The sequence below is a fragment of the Rhizobium sp. N122 genome, from assembly GCF_002211295.1.
Taxonomy (GTDB): Bacteria; Pseudomonadota; Alphaproteobacteria; order Rhizobiales; family Rhizobiaceae; genus Rhizobium.
The window spans coordinates 57273-77451 of sequence record NZ_LOKU01000008.1 but is presented as its reverse complement, the minus strand read 5'-3'; the positions used below and the strand labels follow the sequence as shown (position 1 = coordinate 77451).

Below are 20179 nucleotides of genomic sequence, written 5' to 3'. Positions count from 1 at the left end.
GGAGATGGACATGAACTGGCCCAATGAAAACTGGCATCCAATCGGCGACATCTCCGACATCCCCTTGCGCGGTGCACGCTGCGTGAAGACGCCGCAGGGCAAGATCGCCGTCTTCCGCACGGCTGAAAACGAGGTCTTCGCCATCGAGGACCACTGCCCGCACAAGGGCGGCCCGCTCTCTCAAGGTATCGTGCATGCCAAGGCGGTGACCTGCCCGCTGCACAACTGGGTGATCTCTCTCGAAACCGGCAAGGCGCTCGGCGCCGACCAGGGCGAGGTACGGACCATACCGGTCCGCAATGAGGACGGCGCCCTGTTCATCGCGCTCGAAAGCCTGTTGATGGCGGCTGAATAATGGCGGCTGAGGTCAAGACCACCTGCCCCTATTGCGGCGTCGGCTGCGGCGTTATCGCCACGGTCGACGAAGCCGGCGCCGTCAGCGTCAAGGGCGATCGCGAGCATCCGTCGAATTTCGGCCGGCTCTGCTCGAAAGGTTCGGCGCTTGCCGAAACCATCGATCTCGACGGCCGGCTTCTTTATCCCGAAATCGCAGGCGCACGCAGCGGCTGGGACGAGGCGCTCGATCTGGTCGCCCGGCGTTTTTCCGAAACCATCGCCGAACACGGGCCTGATTCCGTCGCCTTCTACGTCTCCGGCCAGCTGCTGACCGAAGATTATTACCTCGCCAACAAGCTGATGAAGGGCTTCATCGGCTCGGCCAATATCGACACCAATTCCAGGCTCTGCATGTCCTCGTCCGTGGCCGGGCATCGCCGCGCCTTCGGCGCCGATACGGTGCCGGGGACCTACGAGGATATCGAACTCGCAGATCTGGTGGTGCTCACCGGCTCCAACCTCGCCTGGTGTCATCCCGTCATCTACCAGCGGTTGGCCGCCGCAAAGGCAGCGCGGCCGAACATGCGCATCGTCGTCATCGATCCGCGCCGGACGATGACATGCGATATCGCCGATCTGCATCTGGCCATCCGCCCGGATGGCGATGTCGCGCTGTTCATGGGGCTGCTTGCCCATCTCGCGACAAGCCCTGCGATCGACCAGAATTATATCGCCTCGCATACGGAAGGTTTTGCCGGCGCCTTTGCTTCAGCCTCAGCACTCGATATCAACGATCTGCTGGAAATGACCGGCCTGCCGGCCATGCAGATCCGGGAATTCTTCCGTCTGTTCGAGACGACGCAAAAAGTCGTCACCTGCTACAGCCAGGGCGTCAACCAGTCCTCCTCCGGCACCGACAAGGTCAACGCTATCCTCAATTGCCATCTGGCGACCGGCCGCATCGGCCGCCCCGGCATGGGCCCCTTCTCGCTGACCGGCCAGCCGAACGCCATGGGCGGGCGCGAGGTCGGCGGTCTCGCCAACATGCTCGCCGCCCATATGGCGATCGAAAATCCTGAAGACCGCGACCGCGTGCAGCGCTTTTGGCAATCGCCGGTCATCGCCGCAAAACCCGGTTTGAAAGCGGTCGACATGTTCCGCGCCGTGGCCGATGGGCGCATCAAGGCGCTCTGGATCGTGGCCACCAATCCCGTCGTCTCGATGCCGGATGCGAACAGCGTCGAAAGCGCCATCGCCGCCTGTCCCTTCGTCGTCGTCTCCGACATCCTGAAAGAGACGGATACGGCCCGGCATGCAGATGTGCTTCTGCCCTCGCTCGGCTGGGGCGAGAAGGACGGCACCGTCACCAACTCCGAGCGGCGCATTTCCAGGCAGCGGCCATTTCTCGGCGCTCCCGGCGATGCGAAAGCCGACTGGTGGCAGCTTGCGGAAGTCGGACGCCGTATGGGATTTGCTGCCGCCTTCGATTTCGACGCGCCGACCGAAATCTTCGCCGAACACGCCGGCCTTTCCGCCTTCGAAAACAACGGCAGCCGCGACTTCGACATCGGCGCCCGCGCCGGTATCTCAGGTGCCGCCTATGACGAACTGTCGCCCTTCCAGTGGCCGCAGGCGGCAGGCACAGAACCCGGCGTCAGCCGCTTCTTCGCCGATGGCGGTTTCTACCACGCCGACGGGAAGGCGCGCTTCGTCGCGGTGGAACCACCGGCAACGGATCGCACCAATGCCGACTTCCCCTTCACGCTGAATACCGGGCGCATCCGCGACCAGTGGCACACGATGACGCGGACCGGAAAGAGCGCCCGGCTGTCCGCCCATATCGCCGAACCCTTTGCCGAGATCCATCCGCGCGACGCGATCGAGACCGGTATAACAAGCGCCGGCCTCGTCGAGATCGACAGCCCGCACGGCAAGGCGATCGTCCGGGCGCTGGTGACCGATCGCCAGGCGCGCGGCGGCATCTTTGCGCCGATGCACTGGAACGACCAGTTCGCGGCAAAGGCGCGGATCGACGCCGTGGTCGCGCCGATCACCGATCCCGTTTCCGGTCAGCCGGCGTCGAAGAACGTCGCCGTCGCCGTCCGGCCCTTCCCCGCTACCCGTTACGGTTTCGCCGTCTCGGCGACAAAACCCGTAACGCCCGACGCCGCCTATTGGGCGCTGGCGAAAGCCGAAGGCGGCTGGCGGCTGGAGCTTGCGTTCGACCAGGCCGTCGACGACTGGACGGGCTGGTGCCGGTCGGTTTTCGCCATTCCCGATGAGATCGAACCGCTGGGTTACGCCGACCGGCAATCCAGCGACCTCAGGCTTGCCTTCTTCGACGGCGAGACCCTGCTTGCCGCGCTGTTCCTCGCCCGCGAGCCGGTTGCGGTCGCGCGCAACTGGGCGATCTCGCAGCTCTCCATCGCACACGGCGATTTGAGGAAACGCTTTGCGCTCGTCGCGGGCCGTCCCGGCGCCGGAAGGCCGGATCCAGGCGCCACCGTCTGTTCCTGCTTCAGCGTCGGGGTCAACCAGATCGCGGCCGCCGTGCGCGGCGGATGCCACAGCGTCGAGGCGGTCGGCAAGGAAACCAGCGCCGGGACCAATTGCGGCTCCTGCCGCGGCGAAATCGGCAGGATCATCGATCGCTGTCTTGCCGCGGCCGCGGAGTGAGAGGCCGGAAACCGTAACGCGGCTGCTATCAGGCCGCGTTCGGCACGATCAACATCTTATGGTCGGCTGAGATGCGCATCGAGATCTCGTCATAGGATGCGAGGGTCGGGTGGGCTGTTTCCAGCTTGTCATGATGGGTCGCCGTCACCACCATGACGTCGGCGCCGGCCGCCTCGCCGGCAGTAATGCCGGCGGCGACATCTTCGAACACCAGGCAGTCCCGCGTGCTGACGCCAAGGCGTTCGGCGCCCAGAATATAACATTGCGGGTCGGGTTTTCCGACCTTGACGTCCTCCGCCGTCACCATGAATTTCGGCAGCGACAGGCCTGCCGCCTCAAGCCGCCGGCGGGCAAGACGCAAGGGTGAGGAGGTGACGATCGCCCAGCGATCCGGCGGCAGCGAACTCAGGAAGGCCGCGGCACCCGAGATGGCAACGACATCGCTGACGTCGGCGATCTCCGCCTCGGTCACCAGTCTTGCCTCATGTTCTGGATCGACGCCTGGCAGGTTCAGCCGGGTGATGGTGTCGATGCCGCGCGATCCATGCATCTTCGGCAAAAAGTCGGCGACATCGAGCCCGTGCCGCCTTGCCCAGTCGCTCCAGACACGCTCGGCCGCTTTGATCGAATTGAGGATGGTGCCGTCCATATCGAACAGGAAGGCGGCATAAGGCTTCTCGAAGCCGCGGGGCATCGGCAGGGACAAAAGGCTGAATCCTTCAGGAAAAGAGTCGGACGGATGTGGTCGCTATTGCGCAATGAAACGGCAAATCACCCCTTTTGCAAGCTTCGGCAGGAAGAGGCGACGCCCCAAAACTGCCGCCGCTAAAAAGCCGCTATGCCGGAGGTGGCAATCAGATCACAGGAAAGGCGAAGGCCGATCGGATCGTGGCAGAGGTCGTCGGTGCCGCCGGCGAGTTCCGGTCCGGCCGGAGCGTCGGCGCGCAGATAGGCCTGTGTCGTCGGATCGATGCGCTTGGGAATGGCGGTCCATAGCGAGGGGCGGCTGATGTCGATCGCCGAGATACCGGGCTTCTGGCCGCCCATGGCAGAGGACGCGATTGCCATGCCGCTTGCCGTCAGGGCGAGTGCAAGGGCGATCTGGAGACCGAGATCTGCGGCCTCGCGAGGGGAAACGAACATAGCGGCCTCATGCTGCTGATTTCTAGCGTTTCACCACGTCCCTAAGGCAGGCGGCAGCGACGATCCAGCGGCTTCGGCGGTTAAGGTTTATGCGTAACCATGCAAGGCGTGCGTGCAGGTTTTTCGCAAAACTTTGGAACAATGATTCCGACAGGCAGTTAGCCGAGGGCCACCCAAGATGAAAATCAAAGGAGGATATCCTCATGACCAAGTCCCTTATTGCCGCGTCGCTGCTCGCGATCGGCATGGCATCGTCGGCCTTTGCCCAGTCGAACCCCGACCCGATCGGGCCGACGAACGGCGGCTCGACCGATCCGAGTTCGGGTAACTATTCGTCGGATTACACCAACAGTGACAACGGCATGTATCCGGTGCAGGTCGCGCCGGTCGATCCGACGACGACACAGAGCATCGGCCGGCCGCAAACGATGGAATGCGCCGGCATGCCGCAACAGATGTCCGGTGTCGACACACGCGGCGGTCAGAGCGGCGCATCGATCAGCGAAGCCTGCCGCGAATACGACAACTAAAGCGCGGCTCTCCACTGGCAGAAAAGGCCGGTTCACGCCGGCCTTTTCATATGGCGACAGCGATGAAAGCATTCTTCCGGATGAAACTTTTGATCCGGCCGTTCCGTAGAGCCGTAGCAGGGAAGACATGCAGGGAATGGTTTCATTGACAAAGGACGCGGCACAACCTGTCATTCTGTGGTTTCGCAAGGATTTGCGCCTCGACGATAACCAGGCTCTGAACGCTGCCCATCTCTCCGGGCGGCCGATCATCCCCGTCTATATCAGCGAGCCCGCGCCGGGCGCCGGCCCATTGGGCGCTGCGCAGGCCTGGTGGCTTCACCATTCGCTTGAGGCGCTGGATAAGTCGCTGCGCCAGCGGCAGGGACGGCTGGTGCTTGCCAGCGGCGAGGCGCTTCAGGTGCTCTGCGCTTTGATCCGGGAGAGCGGTGCCGAAGCCGTCTTCTGGAACCGCCGCTACGATCCGTCAGGAATATCCATCGACATCCGCATCAAGCTGGAATTGGAAAAGCAGGCGATCGAGACAAAAAGCTTCGGCGGCCAGCTGCTGCACGAACCCTCCCGGCTGATGACCGGCAATGGCGCGTCTTATCGCGTCTATACGCCATTCTGGCGGGCGCTGGAGGGCGCCGGCGAACCGGAGCCGCCGCTGGACCCGCCGGCGAAATTGCGGCTGGCATCGGAGCTTGCGACGTCGGAACCGCTGGAGAGCTGGAAGCTGCTGCCTATGAAGCCCGACTGGGCGAAGAGTTTTAGCGATCTCTGGACGCCGGGCGAGCACGGCGCAAAGGAGAGGCTCCGCGCCTTCGTCGAGGACACGCTCGACGGCTACAAGGAAAACCGCGACTTTCCGGCGAAGCAGGCGACGTCGATGCTGTCGCCGCATCTGGCGCTGGGCGAGATCTCCCCTGCCCGCATCTGGGATGCGACACGCGGTCTGTCAAAACGCGTATCGGCGGCCGATACCGTCCATTTCCGCAAGGAGATCGCCTGGCGCGAATTCTCCTATCACCTGTTGTTCCATTTCCCGAAGCTTGCCTCCGAGAACTGGAACAATCGTTTCGACGGCTTCGAATGGCGCAACGACGATAGTGATTTCAACGCGTGGCGCCGGGGACTGACGGGCTACCCGATCGTCGATGCCGGCATGCGCCAGCTCTGGCGCCATGGCTGGATGCACAATCGCGTGCGCATGATCGTCGCCTCCTTCCTCATCAAGGACCTGATGGTCGACTGGCGTCGGGGCGAAGCCTGGTTTCGCGACACGCTGGTCGATGCCGATCCCGCCAACAATGCGGCAAGCTGGCAGTGGGTGGCGGGCTCGGGAGCCGATGCCTCCCCCTTCTTCCGCATCTTCAATCCGGTGCTGCAGGGCCAGACCTTCGATCCGGACGGCGATTATATCCGGGCTTACGTGCCGGAGCTTCGGGAACTCGGAGCAAAATATATCCACCGGCCGTTCGAAGCCCCGAGAAGCAGGCTCGCCGAGGCGGGCATCACCCTTGGCCAAACCTATCCGAAACCGATCGTCGACCACGCGAGCGCGCGCAGCCGGGCACTCGCAGCTTATAACGCCACCAAAGATAGCGCATCGACGCGCAGCTCCCCGCGCCGGGCCGGTTAAATCTGTTCCGATTTCGGGAATTATGCGGTAGCCTTCGATGCAATGGCCGGGGGGCGGCCGCGCGAATAAGAAAGGGTGCTTCGTCGTCCCTAACCGGCAAGAAAATGCTGGAGGAGGAGAGATGAGCAAGGCGCAGGACTGGAATCTGCTGGCTCGCGATGCGGTGACGCTGACGGCCGAAAACATGTCCCGCATGGTGAAGGGTCTGCCCTTCAAGGCAAAGCTGGCGCTGCGCGGACTTCTGCACATGCAGCACGGTTCGCTCGCCGTCACGCTCCCCGACGGCCGCAGGCTGCTGGTCGAGGGCAAGAAGGCCGGGCCGAAAGCGGCCCTGAGCCTTCACAACTGGAACCTCGCCTATCGTGCGCTTGCCAGCGGCACGATCGGGGTTGCCGAAACCTATATGGACGGCGACTGGGACAGCCCTGATATCACCGCCTTTCTCGAACTCTTTCTTGTCAACGGCGAGGCCGCCTTCAGCTATGCGCATGGCAAGGGCGGCCTTGGCCGCCTGCTCGAGCGCGTCCGCCATTGGATGAATACCAACACCAGGACGGGCTCGAAGCGCAACATCTCAGCCCATTACGATCTCGGCAACGATTTCTACAGGCAATGGCTCGATCCGAGCATGACCTATTCCTCGGCACTCTATTCCACCGGGGCCAACGATCTGCAATCGGCACAGAATGCCAAATACCGCGCGCTCGCCGAGGCGACCGGCATCGGGCCTGGGGATCACGTGCTGGAGATCGGCTGCGGCTGGGGCGGTTTTGCCGAATTCGCGGCAGGCGAGCTGAATTGCAAGGTGACCGGGCTGACGATCAGCCGCGAGCAGCTCGCCTTCGCCGAAGAGCGCATCCGCAAGGCCGGCCTTGGCGACCGCGTCGAATTCCGCTTCCAGGATTACCGCGACGAGGTCGGGCTCTATGATCGGATCGTCTCGATCGAAATGTTCGAAGCGGTCGGCGAGAAATACTGGCCGTCTTATTTTTCCAAACTCAGGCAATGTCTGAAGCCGGGCGGCAAGGCCGGCCTGCAGATCATCACCATCCAGCCGGAATCCTTCGACCAGTACCGCAGCAATCCCGACTTCATCCAGAAATATGTCTTTCCCGGCGGCATGTTGCCGACGCGCAATCACCTGGCGGAACTTGCCGGCAAGGTCGATCTGTCGCTGGACAAGGATTTCGGTTTCGGACTCGACTATGCCCGCACGCTGGCCGAATGGCGCGAGCGCTTCTGGTCGGTGTGGGAACGTATCCGCCCGATGGGTTTCGACGAGCGTTTCAAGCGGCTCTGGGAATTCTATCTGTTCTATTGCGAGGCCGGTTTCCGCGCCCGCAATATCGATGTGCGTCAGGTGGTGTTTTCGCGCCGGTGATCATTCCGCCAGATGCGGCGTCACCGGATGGTGACCGGCCGATGGCGGCCGCTCCCGCCAGCCGGTTACGCGGTTCACCAGCGGGAAATAAGCCCCATAGGGCAGCAAGCGCGCCAGCTTCACCATGGTGGCGAAGCGCTTCGGGAAGGTGATCTCGAAAGCCTGTGTTTTCAGACCGGCGGCAATCTCCCGGGCGGCCTCCTCCACCGGTATCAGCGCCGGCGTGGGAAAGGCGCTCTTCCGCGTTGCCGGCGTGTCGACGAAACCGGGGCTGACGAGCTGGATGCGGATGCCGATCTTGTCGAGATCGAATTTCAGGCTTTCGGCCATATTGATCAGAGCCGCCTTGGTGGCGCCATAGGCCGCCCCTGTCGGCAGGCCGCCATAGCCGTTGACGGCGGAGACGATGGCGATCTGCCCCTGCCCCTTCGTCTTCATATGGCCGATCGCCGGCAACAGACAGTTGACGACGCCGGAAAGATTGACGGCAAAGCTTTTCTCGAAATCGGCGCGGTTCATATCCTCGGCGTGAACCGGCAGATAGACGCCGGCATTGAGGATCGCCATGGCGAGCGTGCCGTGCTGATATTCGATGGAGGCCATGATATGTTCCATGTCCTCGGCATCGGTCACGTCGCCGTCGAGAACGACGATGCTGCCGGAAAGGCCGCGGGCCTCGGCCTGCAGCTCGACCAGCTTTTCGTGACGTCTTGCGGTAACGGCAACCTTGTATCCCTCGGCCGCGAGCTTCAGCGCAAGCGCCCGGCCGATACCGGAGCTCGCCCCGGTGATCCAGACGATTCCATGTTCGGGACGGGCGATGAAATCACGCATGACATCTTCCTCCGGCTCTGCCTGACCAACACGAAAACAGCTCCGGAAGTTTCTGTTGCTCCCGGATTTATGGCTCTATCACACCATTGTGGCTGCTTTCAGCCGATCAGGTCGCCGATCATCTGACGAAAGGATCCCGTCAGCCTGACCGGGCCGTCCGAAACGGCAAAGGCGATGCAGGGCCTGTCCTTTTCGGCGACCGGCCGGTGGTCGACCGTCTCGTCGGCAATGGAGATGTCGCCGGGGCCGAAACGGCCGCGTTCATCGTTGAAGGCGCCGTCGAGGATGAGGATCAGTTCCATGCCCTTGTGGGTGTGGGCCGGCAGGGCGCGGCCTGGACGGATCCACATCAGGCTGACCTCACAGCCATCCATCTCAAGGCAATAGTCCTTGAAGCCCGGCAACCGCCGGCGCCAGGGCACATTCTCGGCTTCGAAGCCGACGAGATCACGCAATGCCTGAGGAAACAGCGCATTCTCCGGCCGTGCGGCCGCCCGTGGCGCCGCGACCGGAGCGGCAGAGGAAAAGATCGCCTGAAGCCGCCGGTCGCGGTCGGCAATGGCGGTGCCGGACGCACTTTCGAGCGCCTCCCCCGCCAGCAGCTCGAGGCTGTCCACCAGGCTGCGATTGTCCGGCTTCATTTCGAGATGGGACCGCACCAGTACACGCGCCGGCTCGGGCAAGGAGCCGGCGACATAATGCGCCATCAATGCATCGATCGTGTCGATCTGCTCGTCAATCATGCCGGTTTCGGTCACGCCCCGTTGCCGCGCTCCGTTTCGCTTTGTCGTCATCCGTACGGGGAAAGTCAATCTTCGGATCACCCTGCGCGTGGCGGGATTGCGGGCCATGCGTCATTTCGGGGGACGAAGGCCAAATTTTATCGTGCCCGACAGAGGCGTGGAATAGCATTTCTTGCCAACTCAGCCTTGTGAAGGGAAAAGACCGTTCCTAAAGTAAGAGTTCGAATAGAGGCAGATTCCATGACCTTCCACCCTTCCGTCCTCGAAGCCATCGGCAATACGCCCCTGATCAAACTCAAGGGCGCGTCGGCGGCGACCGGCTGCACCATCCTCGGCAAGGCGGAGTTCCTGAACCCCGGCCAGTCGGTAAAGGATCGCGCCGCGCTCTACATCATCCGCGACGCAGAGCGGAAGGGCCTGCTTCGGCCCGGCGGCGTCATCGTCGAAGGCACGGCCGGCAACACGGGCATCGGGCTGACGCTGGTCGCCAAGGCGCTTGGCTACCGCACCGTCATCGTCATCCCGGAAACGCAGAGCCAGGAAAAGAAGGACGCGCTGAAACTGCTTGGCGCCGAACTCGTCGAGGTGCCCGCCGTTCCCTACAAGAACCCGAACAATTATGTGAAGGTTTCCGGCCGGCTCGCCGGGCAGCTGGCGAAGACCGAGCCGAACGGGGCGATCTGGGCAAACCAGTTCGACAATGTCGCCAACCGCCAGGCGCATGTCGAAACGACCGCTCGAGAAATCTGGAACGATACCGACGGCAAGGTCGACGGCTTCATCTGCTCGGTCGGCTCCGGCGGCACGCTGGCCGGTGTGGCTGCCGGCCTCAAGGCTTTCAAGGCGGATATCAAGATCGGCATCGCCGATCCCGACGGTGCTGCTCTTTATGAGTTCTATCAGAACGGCACACTGAAATCCGAGGGCTCCTCGATCACCGAGGGCATCGGCCAGGGCCGCATCACCGCCAATCTCGAAGGCTTCACCCCCGATTTTTCCTATCGGGTCTCCGATGCCGAAGCGCTTCCCTATCTTTTCGATCTCGTCGAAAACGAGGGCCTGTGCCTTGGCGGCTCGACGGCGATCAACATTGCCGGCGCGGTCAAACTCGCCCGGGATCTCGGCCCCGGCCACACGGTGGTGACGATCCTCTGCGACTACGGCAACCGCTATCAGTCGAAGCTCTTCAATCCCGATTTCCTGACCTCGAAGGGGCTGCCGGTTCCGGGCTGGATGGCCAACTCGCCCGATATAGACGTGCCCTACGAACCCGCGTGAGACCCATGCCCGTCAATGCCCTCTATCGTGACGACTTCTATCTCTCGACATGCGAGGCGGTCGTCACCGCCGTGCACGAGGACGGAGGCATTGAACTCGACCAGACCTGCTTCTATGCAACGTCGGGCGGCCAGCCGGGTGATACCGGAGAACTGGAACGCGCCGACGGCAGCAAGATTGCGCTTGGCCAGACGAAACATGGTCCGAGCAAGGATATTGTTATCCACGTGCCGCTTGAAAACGAGCCGCGGCCTGTGGTCGGCGAGACGCTGGTGCTGCATGTCGACTGGCTGCGCCGCTACAGGCTGATGCGCATGCACACGGCCTGCCATCTGCTGTCGGTCGTCTGCTCCTATCCGATCACCGGGGCTGCCGTCGGCGAGGAGGAAAGCCGCGTCGATTTCGACATGAGCGAGACGATCGACAAGGACGAGGTTACGGCAAAGCTGATGGAACTGGTCGGTCAGAACCATCCGGTCTACCTGCAATGGATCACCGACCAGGAACTTGCCGCCAATCCCGATATCGTCAAATCGAAGAACGTGCGCCCACCAATCGGGCTCGGACGCGTCAGCCTCGTCTGCATCGGCGAAAACTCCTCGATTGACAGCCAGCCCTGCGGCGGCACACATGTCTCCGAGACACAGGAAGTCGGCCAGATTCACATCGCCAAGATCGAGAAGAAGGGCAAGGAGAACCGGCGCTTCCGCATCCGTTTCGGCATGCCCGGCGACGAAGCCTGAGCATCAAGGGAGAGCATCATGAGTGAGACCAAGAGCCGTTTCGTCGTGTCGGCCGATTGGCTGCAGGCCGAGCTCGGCAAACCGGATCTGCGCGTGCTGGACGCCTCCTTCTACCTGCCCGCGCAGAAACGCGATGCCGACGCCGAATATGCGGCCGGCCATATTCCCGGCGCCATCCGTTTCGATCAGGACAAGATCGCCGACCATTCGACGTCGTTGCCGCACACGATCCCCTCGCCCGATTATTTCGCTGCCGAAGTCGGCCGGCTCGGCATCAGCGAGAACGATCGCATCGTCGTCTATGACGGCATCGGCCTGTTCGCCTCGCCGCGGGTCTGGTGGCTATTCCGGGTGATGGGCGCCAGGAACGTCTTCGTGCTCGACGGCGGCCTCGACGGCTGGAAGGCCGAGGGTCGTGCGCTCGAAACCGTCGTGCCCAGCCCTGCGGCGGCGGTCTTCACGCCCGATTTCGACGCGAGCCGCGTGGTGACGCTCGATACGATGCGCGACATCGTCGCAAGCGGCGCGATGCAGATCGCCGACGCCCGCAGCGCCGGCCGCTTTGCCGCCGCCGAGCCCGAGCCGCGCGCCGGCATGCGCTCCGGCCATATGCCCGGCGCCCGCAGCCTGCCCTCCGGTGTCTTCGCCAACCAGGGCCGGTTCAAATCGCTGCCCGAACTGCGCCAGACCATCGAGGATGCCGGCATCGATCTTTCCAAGCCGGTCGTCACCTCCTGCGGCTCGGGCATCACCGCCGCCATCATCACGCTGGCGCTGGAATCGCTCGACCATCACGACAACAAGCTTTACGACGGCTCGTGGAGCGAATGGGGCAGCCGTGACGACACGCCCATCGTCACCGGCCCGCCGACACCAGTCAAAGCCTGATCGCCATGGGGAAGACACCTGCTTCTTTGAAAGCTCACATCACGCGGCTCGAAATGACGGCGGCGCCGAAGGCAAGCATGCCGGTGCCCGTCAATATCCAGACGGCAATCATGCGCGCGCCGGCGATCCCGCTGCCGTTCTATCGCTATCTCTACCGGCAGGTCGGCGCGCGCTGGCAATGGGTGGACCGGCTGCGCATGAGCGACGAGCAACTTGCCCAGACGCTGAACGACAAGCGCAACAATATCAGCGTTCTCTATGTGAATGGCGCGCCCGCCGGTTTCTACGAATATTTCTGCGAGGACGAGGATACGATCGAACTCAGCCATTTCGGCCTGATCGAACATGCGCTCGGCCTCGGCATCGGCAAATGGTTCCTGCTGCAGGCGCTCTACGCCATCTGGTCGCTCAATCCAAAGCGGGTCACCACCACCACCAACAATCTCGACCACCCGCGCGCGCTGCAGCTCTATCAGATGTACGGCTTCTCCCCGGTCTCCACAGGCACCGGCATTGTCCGGCCGCTCAGCGACAAGGAGTTGCTGGAGATGGCCCGGAAAGGCTGAGGGCTGGTTCCTAGTGCACGTTTCTGACTGCTAACCATATCAGGTAGCAGGCTATGCGGGGAAAGCGCCCACCCCACCGCCCCTCATTCCTGTGCTTGTCAAAGGAATCCAGCCACGGCGCGTCTGCGCCCTGAATGAAGGTATACCATGACGGAAAAAGTCTATCGCACCCAAGGACTTGGACGCACTGGATTCCTGTGACGAGCACAGGAATTAGGAAGGAGAGGTGGAAATTCTCCACCAATCGTTGATGAGCCGGCGACAATTGGCAACGCGCAAGAAACGGGTGGCTTGGGCAGCCGCCAGGGCGCAATTTCATGGCGATCACAAGGAGATTTGCCATGACCGCCATTCGTTTTTCCGCCATGCCGACTGCCGATGCCGAGGCCCTCTGGAACGGCGGCCGCGACGCCTATGATAATCTTCCCGAGACGATGATATCAGATGGTGACGGCAACCCTTGCCGCCATTGCCTGCAGGATATCGAAGAGGGTGATGAGTTGCTGGTTTTCGCCTACCGGCCCTTCCCGGAGCTGCAGCCCTATGCCGAGACCGGGCCGATTTTCCTGCACAAGAACCCTTGCAAGCGCTACGCCGCCGAAGAGATACTGCCGCCGGTGCTGACCACCAGCCCGACTTCATCGTCCGCGGCTATGGCGAGAACGACCGTATCGTCTACGGCACCGGGGCGGTGATCGAGATCGCCGCTATTCCGGCCTATGCCGAGACATTGCTGGCGCGGCCTGGTATCGCTTACGTGCATGTGCGCTCGGCGCGCAACAACTGCTTCCAGTGCCGGATCGACAAGGTAAAGACGCCGGCCTTTGCGGAGACCGGCGACTTAACCTTACCTTGAGCCAAGCAGCTTACGCTACGTTAAGCACACTCTCCGGCGCGAAGGCCTCGTAGCCAAGCGCCTCGGCAACCGGCTTGTTGGTAATGCGGCCCTTATGCACATTGAGGCCGTTCCTCAGGTGCTTGTCTTCGGCGATGGCGCGCAGGCCGCGATCGGCAAGCGCCAGGCCGTGAACCAGCGTCGCGTTGTTCAGCGCATGCGCCGAAGTGACGGGGACAGCGCCCGGCATGTTGGCGACGCAATAATGCACCACGCCCTCGACCTCGTAGGTCGGGTCGGAATGGGTCGTCGCATGCGAAGTCTCGAAGCAGCCGCCCTGGTCGATGGCGACGTCGACGATGACGGCGCCCTTTTTCATGCCGGACAGCATTTCGCGGGTGACGAGTTTCGGCGCGGCGGCACCGGGGATCAGCACGGCGCCGATGATGAGATCGGCCGAGAAGACCTCCTCTTCCAGCGCCTGGATGCTGGAATAACGCGTGTGGATGCGGCCGGCAAAGATATCGTCGAGTTGGCGCAGGCGCGGCAGCGACCGGTCGAGAATGCTGACATCGGCGCCAAGGCCGGCGGCCATCCGCGCGGCATGCAGGCCGACGACGCCGCCACCGATGACTGCGACCTTGGCCGGCAGCACGCCGGGCACGCCACCGAGCAGGACGCCGAGGCCGCCATTGGCCTTCTGCAGCGCGGTCGCGCCCGCCTGGATCGACAGGCGGCCGGCAACTTCCGACATCGGCGCCAGCAGCGGCAGGCCGCCGCGCTCGTCGGTTACCGTCTCATAGGCGATCGCGGTGACGCCGGAGGCAATCAGACCCTTGGTCTGTTCCGGATCGGGCGCCAGATGCAGATAGGTATAGAGAAGCTGACCGTCGCGCAGCTGCGCCCATTCGGAGGGCTGCGGCTCCTTTACCTTGACGATCATGTCGCATTTTTCAAAGATATCCTTGGCGGAGGCGGCGATCTTCGCGCCGGCCGCGGCATAAGCGGCGTCATCGGCGCCGATGCCGGTACCCGCCTTCGTCTCCACCCAGACTTCATGGCCATGGGCGACGTATTCGCGCACCGAAGCCGGCGTCAGGCCGACGCGATATTCATGATTCTTGATTTCCTTCGGGCAACCGACACGCATTGGCGTTCCTCTCATTTTATCTCCGCGGCCGCGGATTTTTCGGATGAGGAATCCAACCATCAAGACAGCGAAATGTCCTTGCAAAGACGATTTGCCAATAGGTGATTTTTCGGTGATTATTGCGCTCAATGCCTCTTGATTCGAAGGTTATTCGAATGGCCGATCTCGATACCATCGATCTTGCGATTCTCCGGACTTTGCAGGCCAATGCCCGCATCACCAATGCCGAGCTTGCCGAACGGATCGGCCTGTCGCCTTCGGCCTGTTCGCGCCGGCTCGACATTCTGGAGAGAAGCGGCGTCATCGGCGGCTATCACGCGCGGCTTTCGCACAAGGCGCTCGACTACAAGATGATCGCCATCGTGCATATTTCGCTCTCCGGCCAGTTCGCCAAGACGCTGGCGGAATTCGAGGCGGCGGTGAAGCTCTGCCCGAACGTGCTCGTCTGTTACCTGATGTCGGGCGAATACGACTATATTCTCAGGGTCGCTGCCCGCGACCTTGAGGATTACGAGCGCATCCATCGTGACTGGCTCTCGGCCCTGCCCCACGTCGTCAAGATCAATTCCAGTTTCGCGCTCAGAGAAATCATCGACAAGCCGAATGTCGGGCTTTGAGGCCTTGCATATTGGCGGAAAGCCTGCCCAGACTTTCGGTGTTTCCCGCTCAACGGCATATCATGACATCGAAGACCCACGGTTATATTTTCGCTCTGCTGGCGATCACCATCTTCTCTCTGCAGGACGCCATCTCAAAACATCTGGCGTCCACCTACCCGCCGATCTTCGTGACGATGATCCGCTACTGGGCCTTCGCGCTGTTCACCATCATCCTCGCCTCGAAGATGCGCGGCGGCATCAAGGCGACCGCCCGCACCAGGCGCCCCTACCTGCAGGTGATACGCGGCATTCTGCTTGCGGTTCAGGTGGTTCTGGCCATCACCTGTTTTGCCGTGATCGGCCTTGCCCGTTCACAGGCGATCTTTTCCGCGACGCCGATTCTGATCGCACTGCTGGCGATGCCGATCCTCGGCGAGCGGGTCGGGTGGCGGCGGTGGGCAGCGATCGGCACCGGACTATTCGGGGTGCTGCTGATCCTGAAGCCGGAAGGCGAGTTTTTCGATGTGAAATTGCTTCTGGCCATTATTTCCTGTTTCAACTTCGCCTTCTATGTCATCGCCACCCGTCTCGTCAGCCGCGATGATTCATCGATGACCAGCTTCTTCTATACCGGCGTCATCGGCGGCATCACGATGACCCTCATCGGCCCGTTCTACTGGAGCTCTATGTCTGCGGGAGACTGGGGCTGGATGGCGCTCGTCTGCATGACCAGCATTTCCAGCCATTATTTCCTGATCCGCGCCTATGATCTTCTCGATGCCGCCGCGGTTCAGCCGCTCACCTATCTGTCACTGGTCTACGCCTCGATCATCGGTGTGACGATCTATGACGAAACGCTCAGTATCAACACGATCATCGGCTCGATCATCGTCGTCTGCGCCGGCATCTTCACCATTTGGCGCGAACATGTGGTGGGCCGCAGGACGGCCGCGAGTAGGCGATGATTTGACTGCAATTTTAGCCAAGCCCCTAAAACCATTTCAATTTTCGTGCGCTATGCTCCCCATCATATTCAAGGGAGAACATATGAGCCAGAATTTGAAAATTACAGCCCGCAAGGCCGACCGGAAAAACTGTCGCGTCTTCGGCAGCGTCAAATATCTGAATAGCGAGGTGGATGTCCGCATTCTTAACCTGTCGGCAACCGGCGCGGCGCTGGAGACGAAGACGCCGCTCCATGCCGCTTCCGGCAGCAAGGTGCGCATCGAGGCTGAAAATATCGGGCTGCTGGAAGGCATCATCCGCTGGAAGCACAACGGCCGCATCGGCATCCAGTTCGATGTGAATTCGAATGCGCGGGCACAGGTCTCCTCCTATTTTCGCTTTTTCCATAAAGAGATACGGCCGGTGCTGGCGGTGCGTCAGCTTAGGGCCGCGACCAGCGGCGATCGCCCACCTCATTTGGCAACGTCGACGCCGAAACCGTCACGCTGACCGCCTTCGCGCCGAAGATGCGGCTGAGATCGTTCCAGCCGCAGCGGCCGACGTTGACGTCCAGATCGACCGCGCCCCGGCTGCGGCAGGTGGCTGCGGCAGTCTGGTGCTGAGCCTATAATTGATCCTGTCCCCGGCAGCCCGACTGCAGCATGAATTGCATTTCGCAGCCATGCCGCGTCCACGGCGGATTGTTTTGCCGTCCTGTCATTTTTGATGTGTACTCCTCGCCAAATCGTCCTAATTCTGACGGGCCGGACGATGCATGATCCCTATAGGAGAGTTTCGATGTCTTCCATTTTCGACGTTGGCGTCATGAGCCGCCGTTCCCTGCTCGGCGGCCTTGCCGCCACCTCCGCCCTGGTGCTGCTGCATCCCTTCAGCGCCCGTGCCAGCGCCAACCAGGCCCATCTCCGTCTGATGGAAACGACGGATATTCACGTCAACGTCTTCCCCTATGACTATTACGCCGACAAGCCGAACGACACGATGGGACTGTCGCGCACCGGAACGATCATCGACAATATCCGCGCAGAGGCCGTCAACTCGCTGCTGATCGACAATGGCGACGTGCTGCAGGGCAATCCGATGGGCGACTACATGGCCTATCAGCACGGCATGAAGGACGGCGACGTCCATCCGGTGATCAAGGCGATGAACACTCTCGGCTACACTGTCGGGACGCTCGGCAATCACGAGTTCAATTATGGCCTTGACTTCATGTTCAAGGTCCTCTCCGGCGCAAACTTTCCCTTCGTCTGCGCCAACCTGACCAAGGGCCAACTCGCCTCGGATCCGAAGCAGGACGATCTCTTCTTCAAGCCCTACATCATCGTGGAAAAGCAGATCAAAGACGGCGCCGGCAAGGAGAGCCTGGTGAAGATCGGCTTCATCGGCTTCGTGCCGCCGCAGATCATGCTCTGGGATATCAAGAACCTCGAAGGCAAGGCGCAGACGCGAGATATCGTCGAGGCCGCCAAGGCCTGGGTTCCGGCGATGAAGGAAGCCGGCGCCGATATTGTCATCGCGCTCTCCCATTCCGGCATCGATGGCGCCGCGCCATCCGAAAAGATGGAAAACGCCTCGCTGCATCTTGCCGCCGTCGACGGCATCGACGCGATCTTCACCGGCCACCAGCATCTCGTCTTCCCCGGCCCGAAGAGCTGGGACGGTATCGCCAATGCCGATCCCGTCAAGGGCACGCTGCATGGCAAGCCCGCCGTGATGGCCGGCTTCTGGGGCTCGCATCTCGGCCTCATCGACCTGCTGCTCGAAAAGGACGGCAACGGCTGGAAGATCGTCGACTTCACCTCGGAAGCGCGGCCGATCTACCATCGCGACGACAAGAAGAAGGTGGTTGCCGATTACGCCGACAAGAAGGACGTGGTCGAGGCCGCCAAGGCCGAGCACGAGGCGACGCTTGCCTATGTCCGCACCCCGGTCGGCAAGACGTCGGCACCGCTCTATTCCTACTTCGCGCTCGTCGCCGACGATCCTTCCGTGCAGGTCGTCAGCCAGGCCCAGACCTGGTACATCAAGCAGATGCTGGCCGACACCAAGTACAAGGATCTGCCGGTGCTTTCGGCGGCGGCCCCCTTCAAGGCCGGCGGCCGCGGCGGCGCCGACTATTATACCGACGTCCCGGCCGGCGATATCGCCATCAAGAACGTCGCCGACCTCTATCTCTACCCGAACACGGTGCAGGCCGTCGCCATCACCGGCGCCCAGGTGAAGAACTGGCTGGAAATGTCGGCCGGCATGTTCAATCACATCGAGGCCGGCGCGAAGGATGCGCCGCTGCTCAACAACGACTTCCCGTCCTATAATTTCGACGTCATCGACGGCGTGACCTACCAGATCGACCTGTCGCAGCCGCCGAAATATGATTCCGCCGGCAAGGCGATCAATCCGGATGCCAACCGCATCCAGAACCTTGCCTTCGACGGCAAGCCGATCGATCCGGCCCAGAAGTTCGTCGTCGTCACCAACAATTACCGCGCCGGCGGCGGCGGCAATTTCCCGGAGATCGCAGCCGACAAGGTGATTTTCCAGGCGCCGGATACCAACCGTGACGTCATCGTCCGCTATGTCCACGACCAGGGCACGATCAATCCGTCGGCCGATGCGAACTGGACCTTCAAGCCGCTGCCGGGCACGACGGCGACCTTCGAAAGCGGCCCGAAGGCGAAGCAATTCCTCGCTGCGCTCAAGAGCGTCAAGATCGAGGAGGCCGGCGACGGCGCCGACGGCTTCTCGAAGTTCAGGCTGGTTCTCTAAAGCGTGTCGCGATCCTTCAGATTCGCTTGTCTCGCTTTAGGTCTCTGTTTTACGCATGTCTTTATCGTAAAACCGCGCACGCTTTTGCGAGACATGCTCTAAGCGAAAGCATATCAGCGAAGGCGCGGCTCCGCGCCTTCGTCATTCGGCCGCGAGCGGCGGTGCGGTGTCACGCAGTTCCGCCATCTCGGCATGGAAATCGGCCTGGTTCGGGCAATGGGAAAGCCGTGTGCGGAAGGCGTCGATCATCCAGCTGGCGGCCGGTCCGGGCGGGTTGGCGAGCTGGCGCATCGAATAGATGGCATACTCGCCCTGCTCATAGGCATCCAGATCGAGATGGATGAGCGCGCCGCTGCGCAGATCGTCATGGATGACGGAAGCAGGAAGGCCGCCCCAGCCGAGTCCGGCCTTGATGAGCTGGTGCTTCACGGCAATATCGCTGACGCGCCACGTCTTGTAGGACAGGACATTGAAATCCCGCCCCTTCGTCCGGCCCGAAGCGTCGGTGACGACGAGCTGCACTTCCTCGCGCACGTCGCCAAGCGTGAGCGGCCTGTCTATTTGGGCAAGCGGATGGTTGGGCGCGGCAACGGGCAACATGAAGGAATGCCCGATCCGCTCGGTGACGACGGAATCGTCCTGCTTGAGGACTGCGCCTCCAATCCCGATCGTCGCCTTACCGCTGAGGACGAGGTCCATCACCACGCCGAGCTCGCCGACATTGAGGTTCAACGCAACGGACGGAAACCTTTCGCGGAATTCGTGCAGCACATCCACGACGGCCCGCGATGGCACCATGACGCTTATGGCGACGGAAACCTCGGCTTCGAGGCCCTCCCTAAGGCTCTTGACGCGCGCCCGCATGACCTGCAGGTCGCCGAGGATACGGCGCGCATCCTCGAGCATCGCCTTGCCCGCCTCCGTCAGCTTCGGCTGGCGCGCGCCGGACCGCTCGAAAAGCGGCATTTCAAGCTGCGCTTCCAGATTGGCGATCGTATAGCTGACGACCGACTGCGCGCGGTTCAGCGCCCGCGACGCGGCCGAAAAGCTGCCGGTCTCGGCGACGGTCAAAAATACCTGCAATTGGTCCAAAGTCGGGTTCGGAAGCATACCATCCATTC

At 62.1% G+C, this 20179-nt stretch carries 19 protein-coding genes and 1 pseudogene; 14 read left to right on the top strand and 6 right to left on the bottom strand.

Annotated elements, in window-relative coordinates; translation table 11 throughout:
* The first annotated feature begins 4 nt into the window (after positions 1-4).
* The gene (gene nirD / locus ATY75_RS07715; RefSeq protein ID WP_037073151.1) at positions 5-355 is read left to right on the top strand and encodes a nitrite reductase small subunit NirD; all 351 of its coding nucleotides are present in this window, start codon (positions 5-7) and stop codon (positions 353-355) included.
* A complete protein-coding gene (locus ATY75_RS07710) occupies positions 355-3012 on the top strand; it encodes a nitrate reductase (RefSeq protein ID WP_088937073.1) in 2658 nt (885 codons plus the stop codon). Before nirD ends, ATY75_RS07710 begins: the two co-directional genes overlap by 1 nt.
* A gap of 28 nt (positions 3013-3040) precedes the next feature.
* On the opposite strand, the gene ATY75_RS07705 is transcribed toward ATY75_RS07710, so the two are convergent.
* Positions 3041-3718: an HAD family hydrolase gene (locus ATY75_RS07705; RefSeq protein WP_088937072.1), complete on the bottom strand. Its 678-nt coding sequence runs from the start codon at positions 3716-3718 to the stop codon at positions 3041-3043.
* Between the two features lie 119 nt (positions 3719-3837).
* Positions 3838-4155 carry a hypothetical protein gene (locus ATY75_RS07700; RefSeq protein WP_064838195.1) on the bottom strand — a complete coding sequence of 106 codons (318 nt, stop codon included), beginning with the start codon at positions 4153-4155 and terminating at the stop codon, positions 3838-3840.
* 203 nt (positions 4156-4358) lie between these two features.
* On the opposite strand from ATY75_RS07700, the gene ATY75_RS07695 reads away from it, so the two are divergent.
* The 3 genes from ATY75_RS07695 to ATY75_RS07685 all read left to right on the top strand — a co-directional run bounded on the left by ATY75_RS07695 (position 4359) and on the right by ATY75_RS07685 (position 7690).
* Positions 4359-4685 carry a hypothetical protein gene (locus ATY75_RS07695; protein ID WP_088937071.1) on the top strand — a complete coding sequence of 109 codons (327 nt, stop codon included), beginning with the start codon at positions 4359-4361 and terminating at the stop codon, positions 4683-4685.
* Between the two features lie 145 nt (positions 4686-4830).
* Entirely contained in the window at positions 4831-6309 is a 1479-nt protein-coding gene (locus ATY75_RS07690) for a deoxyribodipyrimidine photo-lyase (protein WP_088937147.1), read from the top strand.
* Between the two features lie 121 nt (positions 6310-6430).
* Positions 6431-7690 carry a cyclopropane-fatty-acyl-phospholipid synthase family protein gene (locus tag ATY75_RS07685; RefSeq protein ID WP_088937070.1) on the top strand — a complete coding sequence of 420 codons (1260 nt, stop codon included), beginning with the start codon at positions 6431-6433 and terminating at the stop codon, positions 7688-7690.
* On the opposite strand, the gene ATY75_RS07680 is transcribed toward ATY75_RS07685, so the two are convergent.
* The gene (locus ATY75_RS07680; RefSeq protein WP_088937069.1) at positions 7691-8524 is read right to left on the bottom strand and encodes an SDR family NAD(P)-dependent oxidoreductase; all 834 of its coding nucleotides are present in this window, start codon (positions 8522-8524) and stop codon (positions 7691-7693) included.
* A gap of 98 nt (positions 8525-8622) precedes the next feature.
* The gene (locus tag ATY75_RS07675; RefSeq protein WP_190241327.1) at positions 8623-9282 is read right to left on the bottom strand and encodes a ChrR family anti-sigma-E factor; all 660 of its coding nucleotides are present in this window, start codon (positions 9280-9282) and stop codon (positions 8623-8625) included.
* 225 nt (positions 9283-9507) lie between these two features.
* On the opposite strand from ATY75_RS07675, the gene ATY75_RS07670 reads away from it, so the two are divergent.
* The 5 genes and pseudogenes from ATY75_RS07670 to ATY75_RS07650 all read left to right on the top strand — a co-directional run bounded on the left by ATY75_RS07670 (position 9508) and on the right by ATY75_RS07650 (position 13598).
* Positions 9508-10545, top strand: a complete 1038-nt coding sequence (locus tag ATY75_RS07670; protein WP_088937068.1) for a cysteine synthase A — start codon at positions 9508-9510, stop codon at positions 10543-10545.
* Positions 10546-10550: 5 nt separating this feature from the next.
* On the top strand, positions 10551-11288 hold the full coding sequence (locus ATY75_RS07665) for an alanyl-tRNA editing protein (RefSeq protein WP_088937067.1): 738 nt from the start codon (positions 10551-10553) through the stop codon (positions 11286-11288).
* Between the two features lie 18 nt (positions 11289-11306).
* Positions 11307-12176: a 3-mercaptopyruvate sulfurtransferase gene (gene sseA, locus ATY75_RS07660; protein WP_088937066.1), complete on the top strand. Its 870-nt coding sequence runs from the start codon at positions 11307-11309 to the stop codon at positions 12174-12176.
* Positions 12177-12181: 5 nt separating this feature from the next.
* Positions 12182-12742 carry a GNAT family N-acetyltransferase gene (locus ATY75_RS07655; protein ID WP_049734224.1) on the top strand — a complete coding sequence of 187 codons (561 nt, stop codon included), beginning with the start codon at positions 12182-12184 and terminating at the stop codon, positions 12740-12742.
* A 341-nt stretch (positions 12743-13083) separates the two neighbouring features.
* Positions 13084-13598, top strand: a pseudogene (locus ATY75_RS07650) (DUF1203 domain-containing protein).
* Between the two features lie 10 nt (positions 13599-13608).
* Here the strand turns inward: ATY75_RS07650 and ald are convergent.
* Positions 13609-14727, bottom strand: coding sequence for an alanine dehydrogenase (gene ald, locus ATY75_RS07645; RefSeq protein ID WP_064838187.1), 1119 nt, complete (start codon positions 14725-14727; stop codon positions 13609-13611).
* Between the two features lie 155 nt (positions 14728-14882).
* On the opposite strand from ald, the gene ATY75_RS07640 reads away from it, so the two are divergent.
* From ATY75_RS07640 to ATY75_RS07620, 4 genes are all read left to right on the top strand, one after another.
* Positions 14883-15344, top strand: coding sequence for an Lrp/AsnC family transcriptional regulator (locus tag ATY75_RS07640; RefSeq protein ID WP_049734221.1), 462 nt, complete (start codon positions 14883-14885; stop codon positions 15342-15344).
* Positions 15345-15406: 62 nt separating this feature from the next.
* Positions 15407-16291 (top strand): DMT family transporter, encoded by an 885-nt coding sequence (locus tag ATY75_RS07635; protein WP_088937065.1) that lies wholly within the window; start codon positions 15407-15409, stop codon positions 16289-16291.
* A gap of 82 nt (positions 16292-16373) precedes the next feature.
* Positions 16374-16781, top strand: coding sequence for a PilZ domain-containing protein (locus ATY75_RS07630; RefSeq protein WP_088937064.1), 408 nt, complete (start codon positions 16374-16376; stop codon positions 16779-16781).
* Positions 16782-17069: 288 nt separating this feature from the next.
* A complete protein-coding gene (locus ATY75_RS07620) occupies positions 17070-19058 on the top strand; it encodes a bifunctional 2',3'-cyclic-nucleotide 2'-phosphodiesterase/3'-nucleotidase (RefSeq protein WP_088937063.1) in 1989 nt (662 codons plus the stop codon).
* 141 nt (positions 19059-19199) lie between these two features.
* Here the strand turns inward: ATY75_RS07620 and ATY75_RS07615 are convergent, their stop codons facing one another.
* Entirely contained in the window at positions 19200-20168 is a 969-nt protein-coding gene (locus ATY75_RS07615; RefSeq protein WP_088937145.1) for a LysR family transcriptional regulator, read from the bottom strand.
* Positions 20169-20179 lie beyond the last annotated feature (11 nt).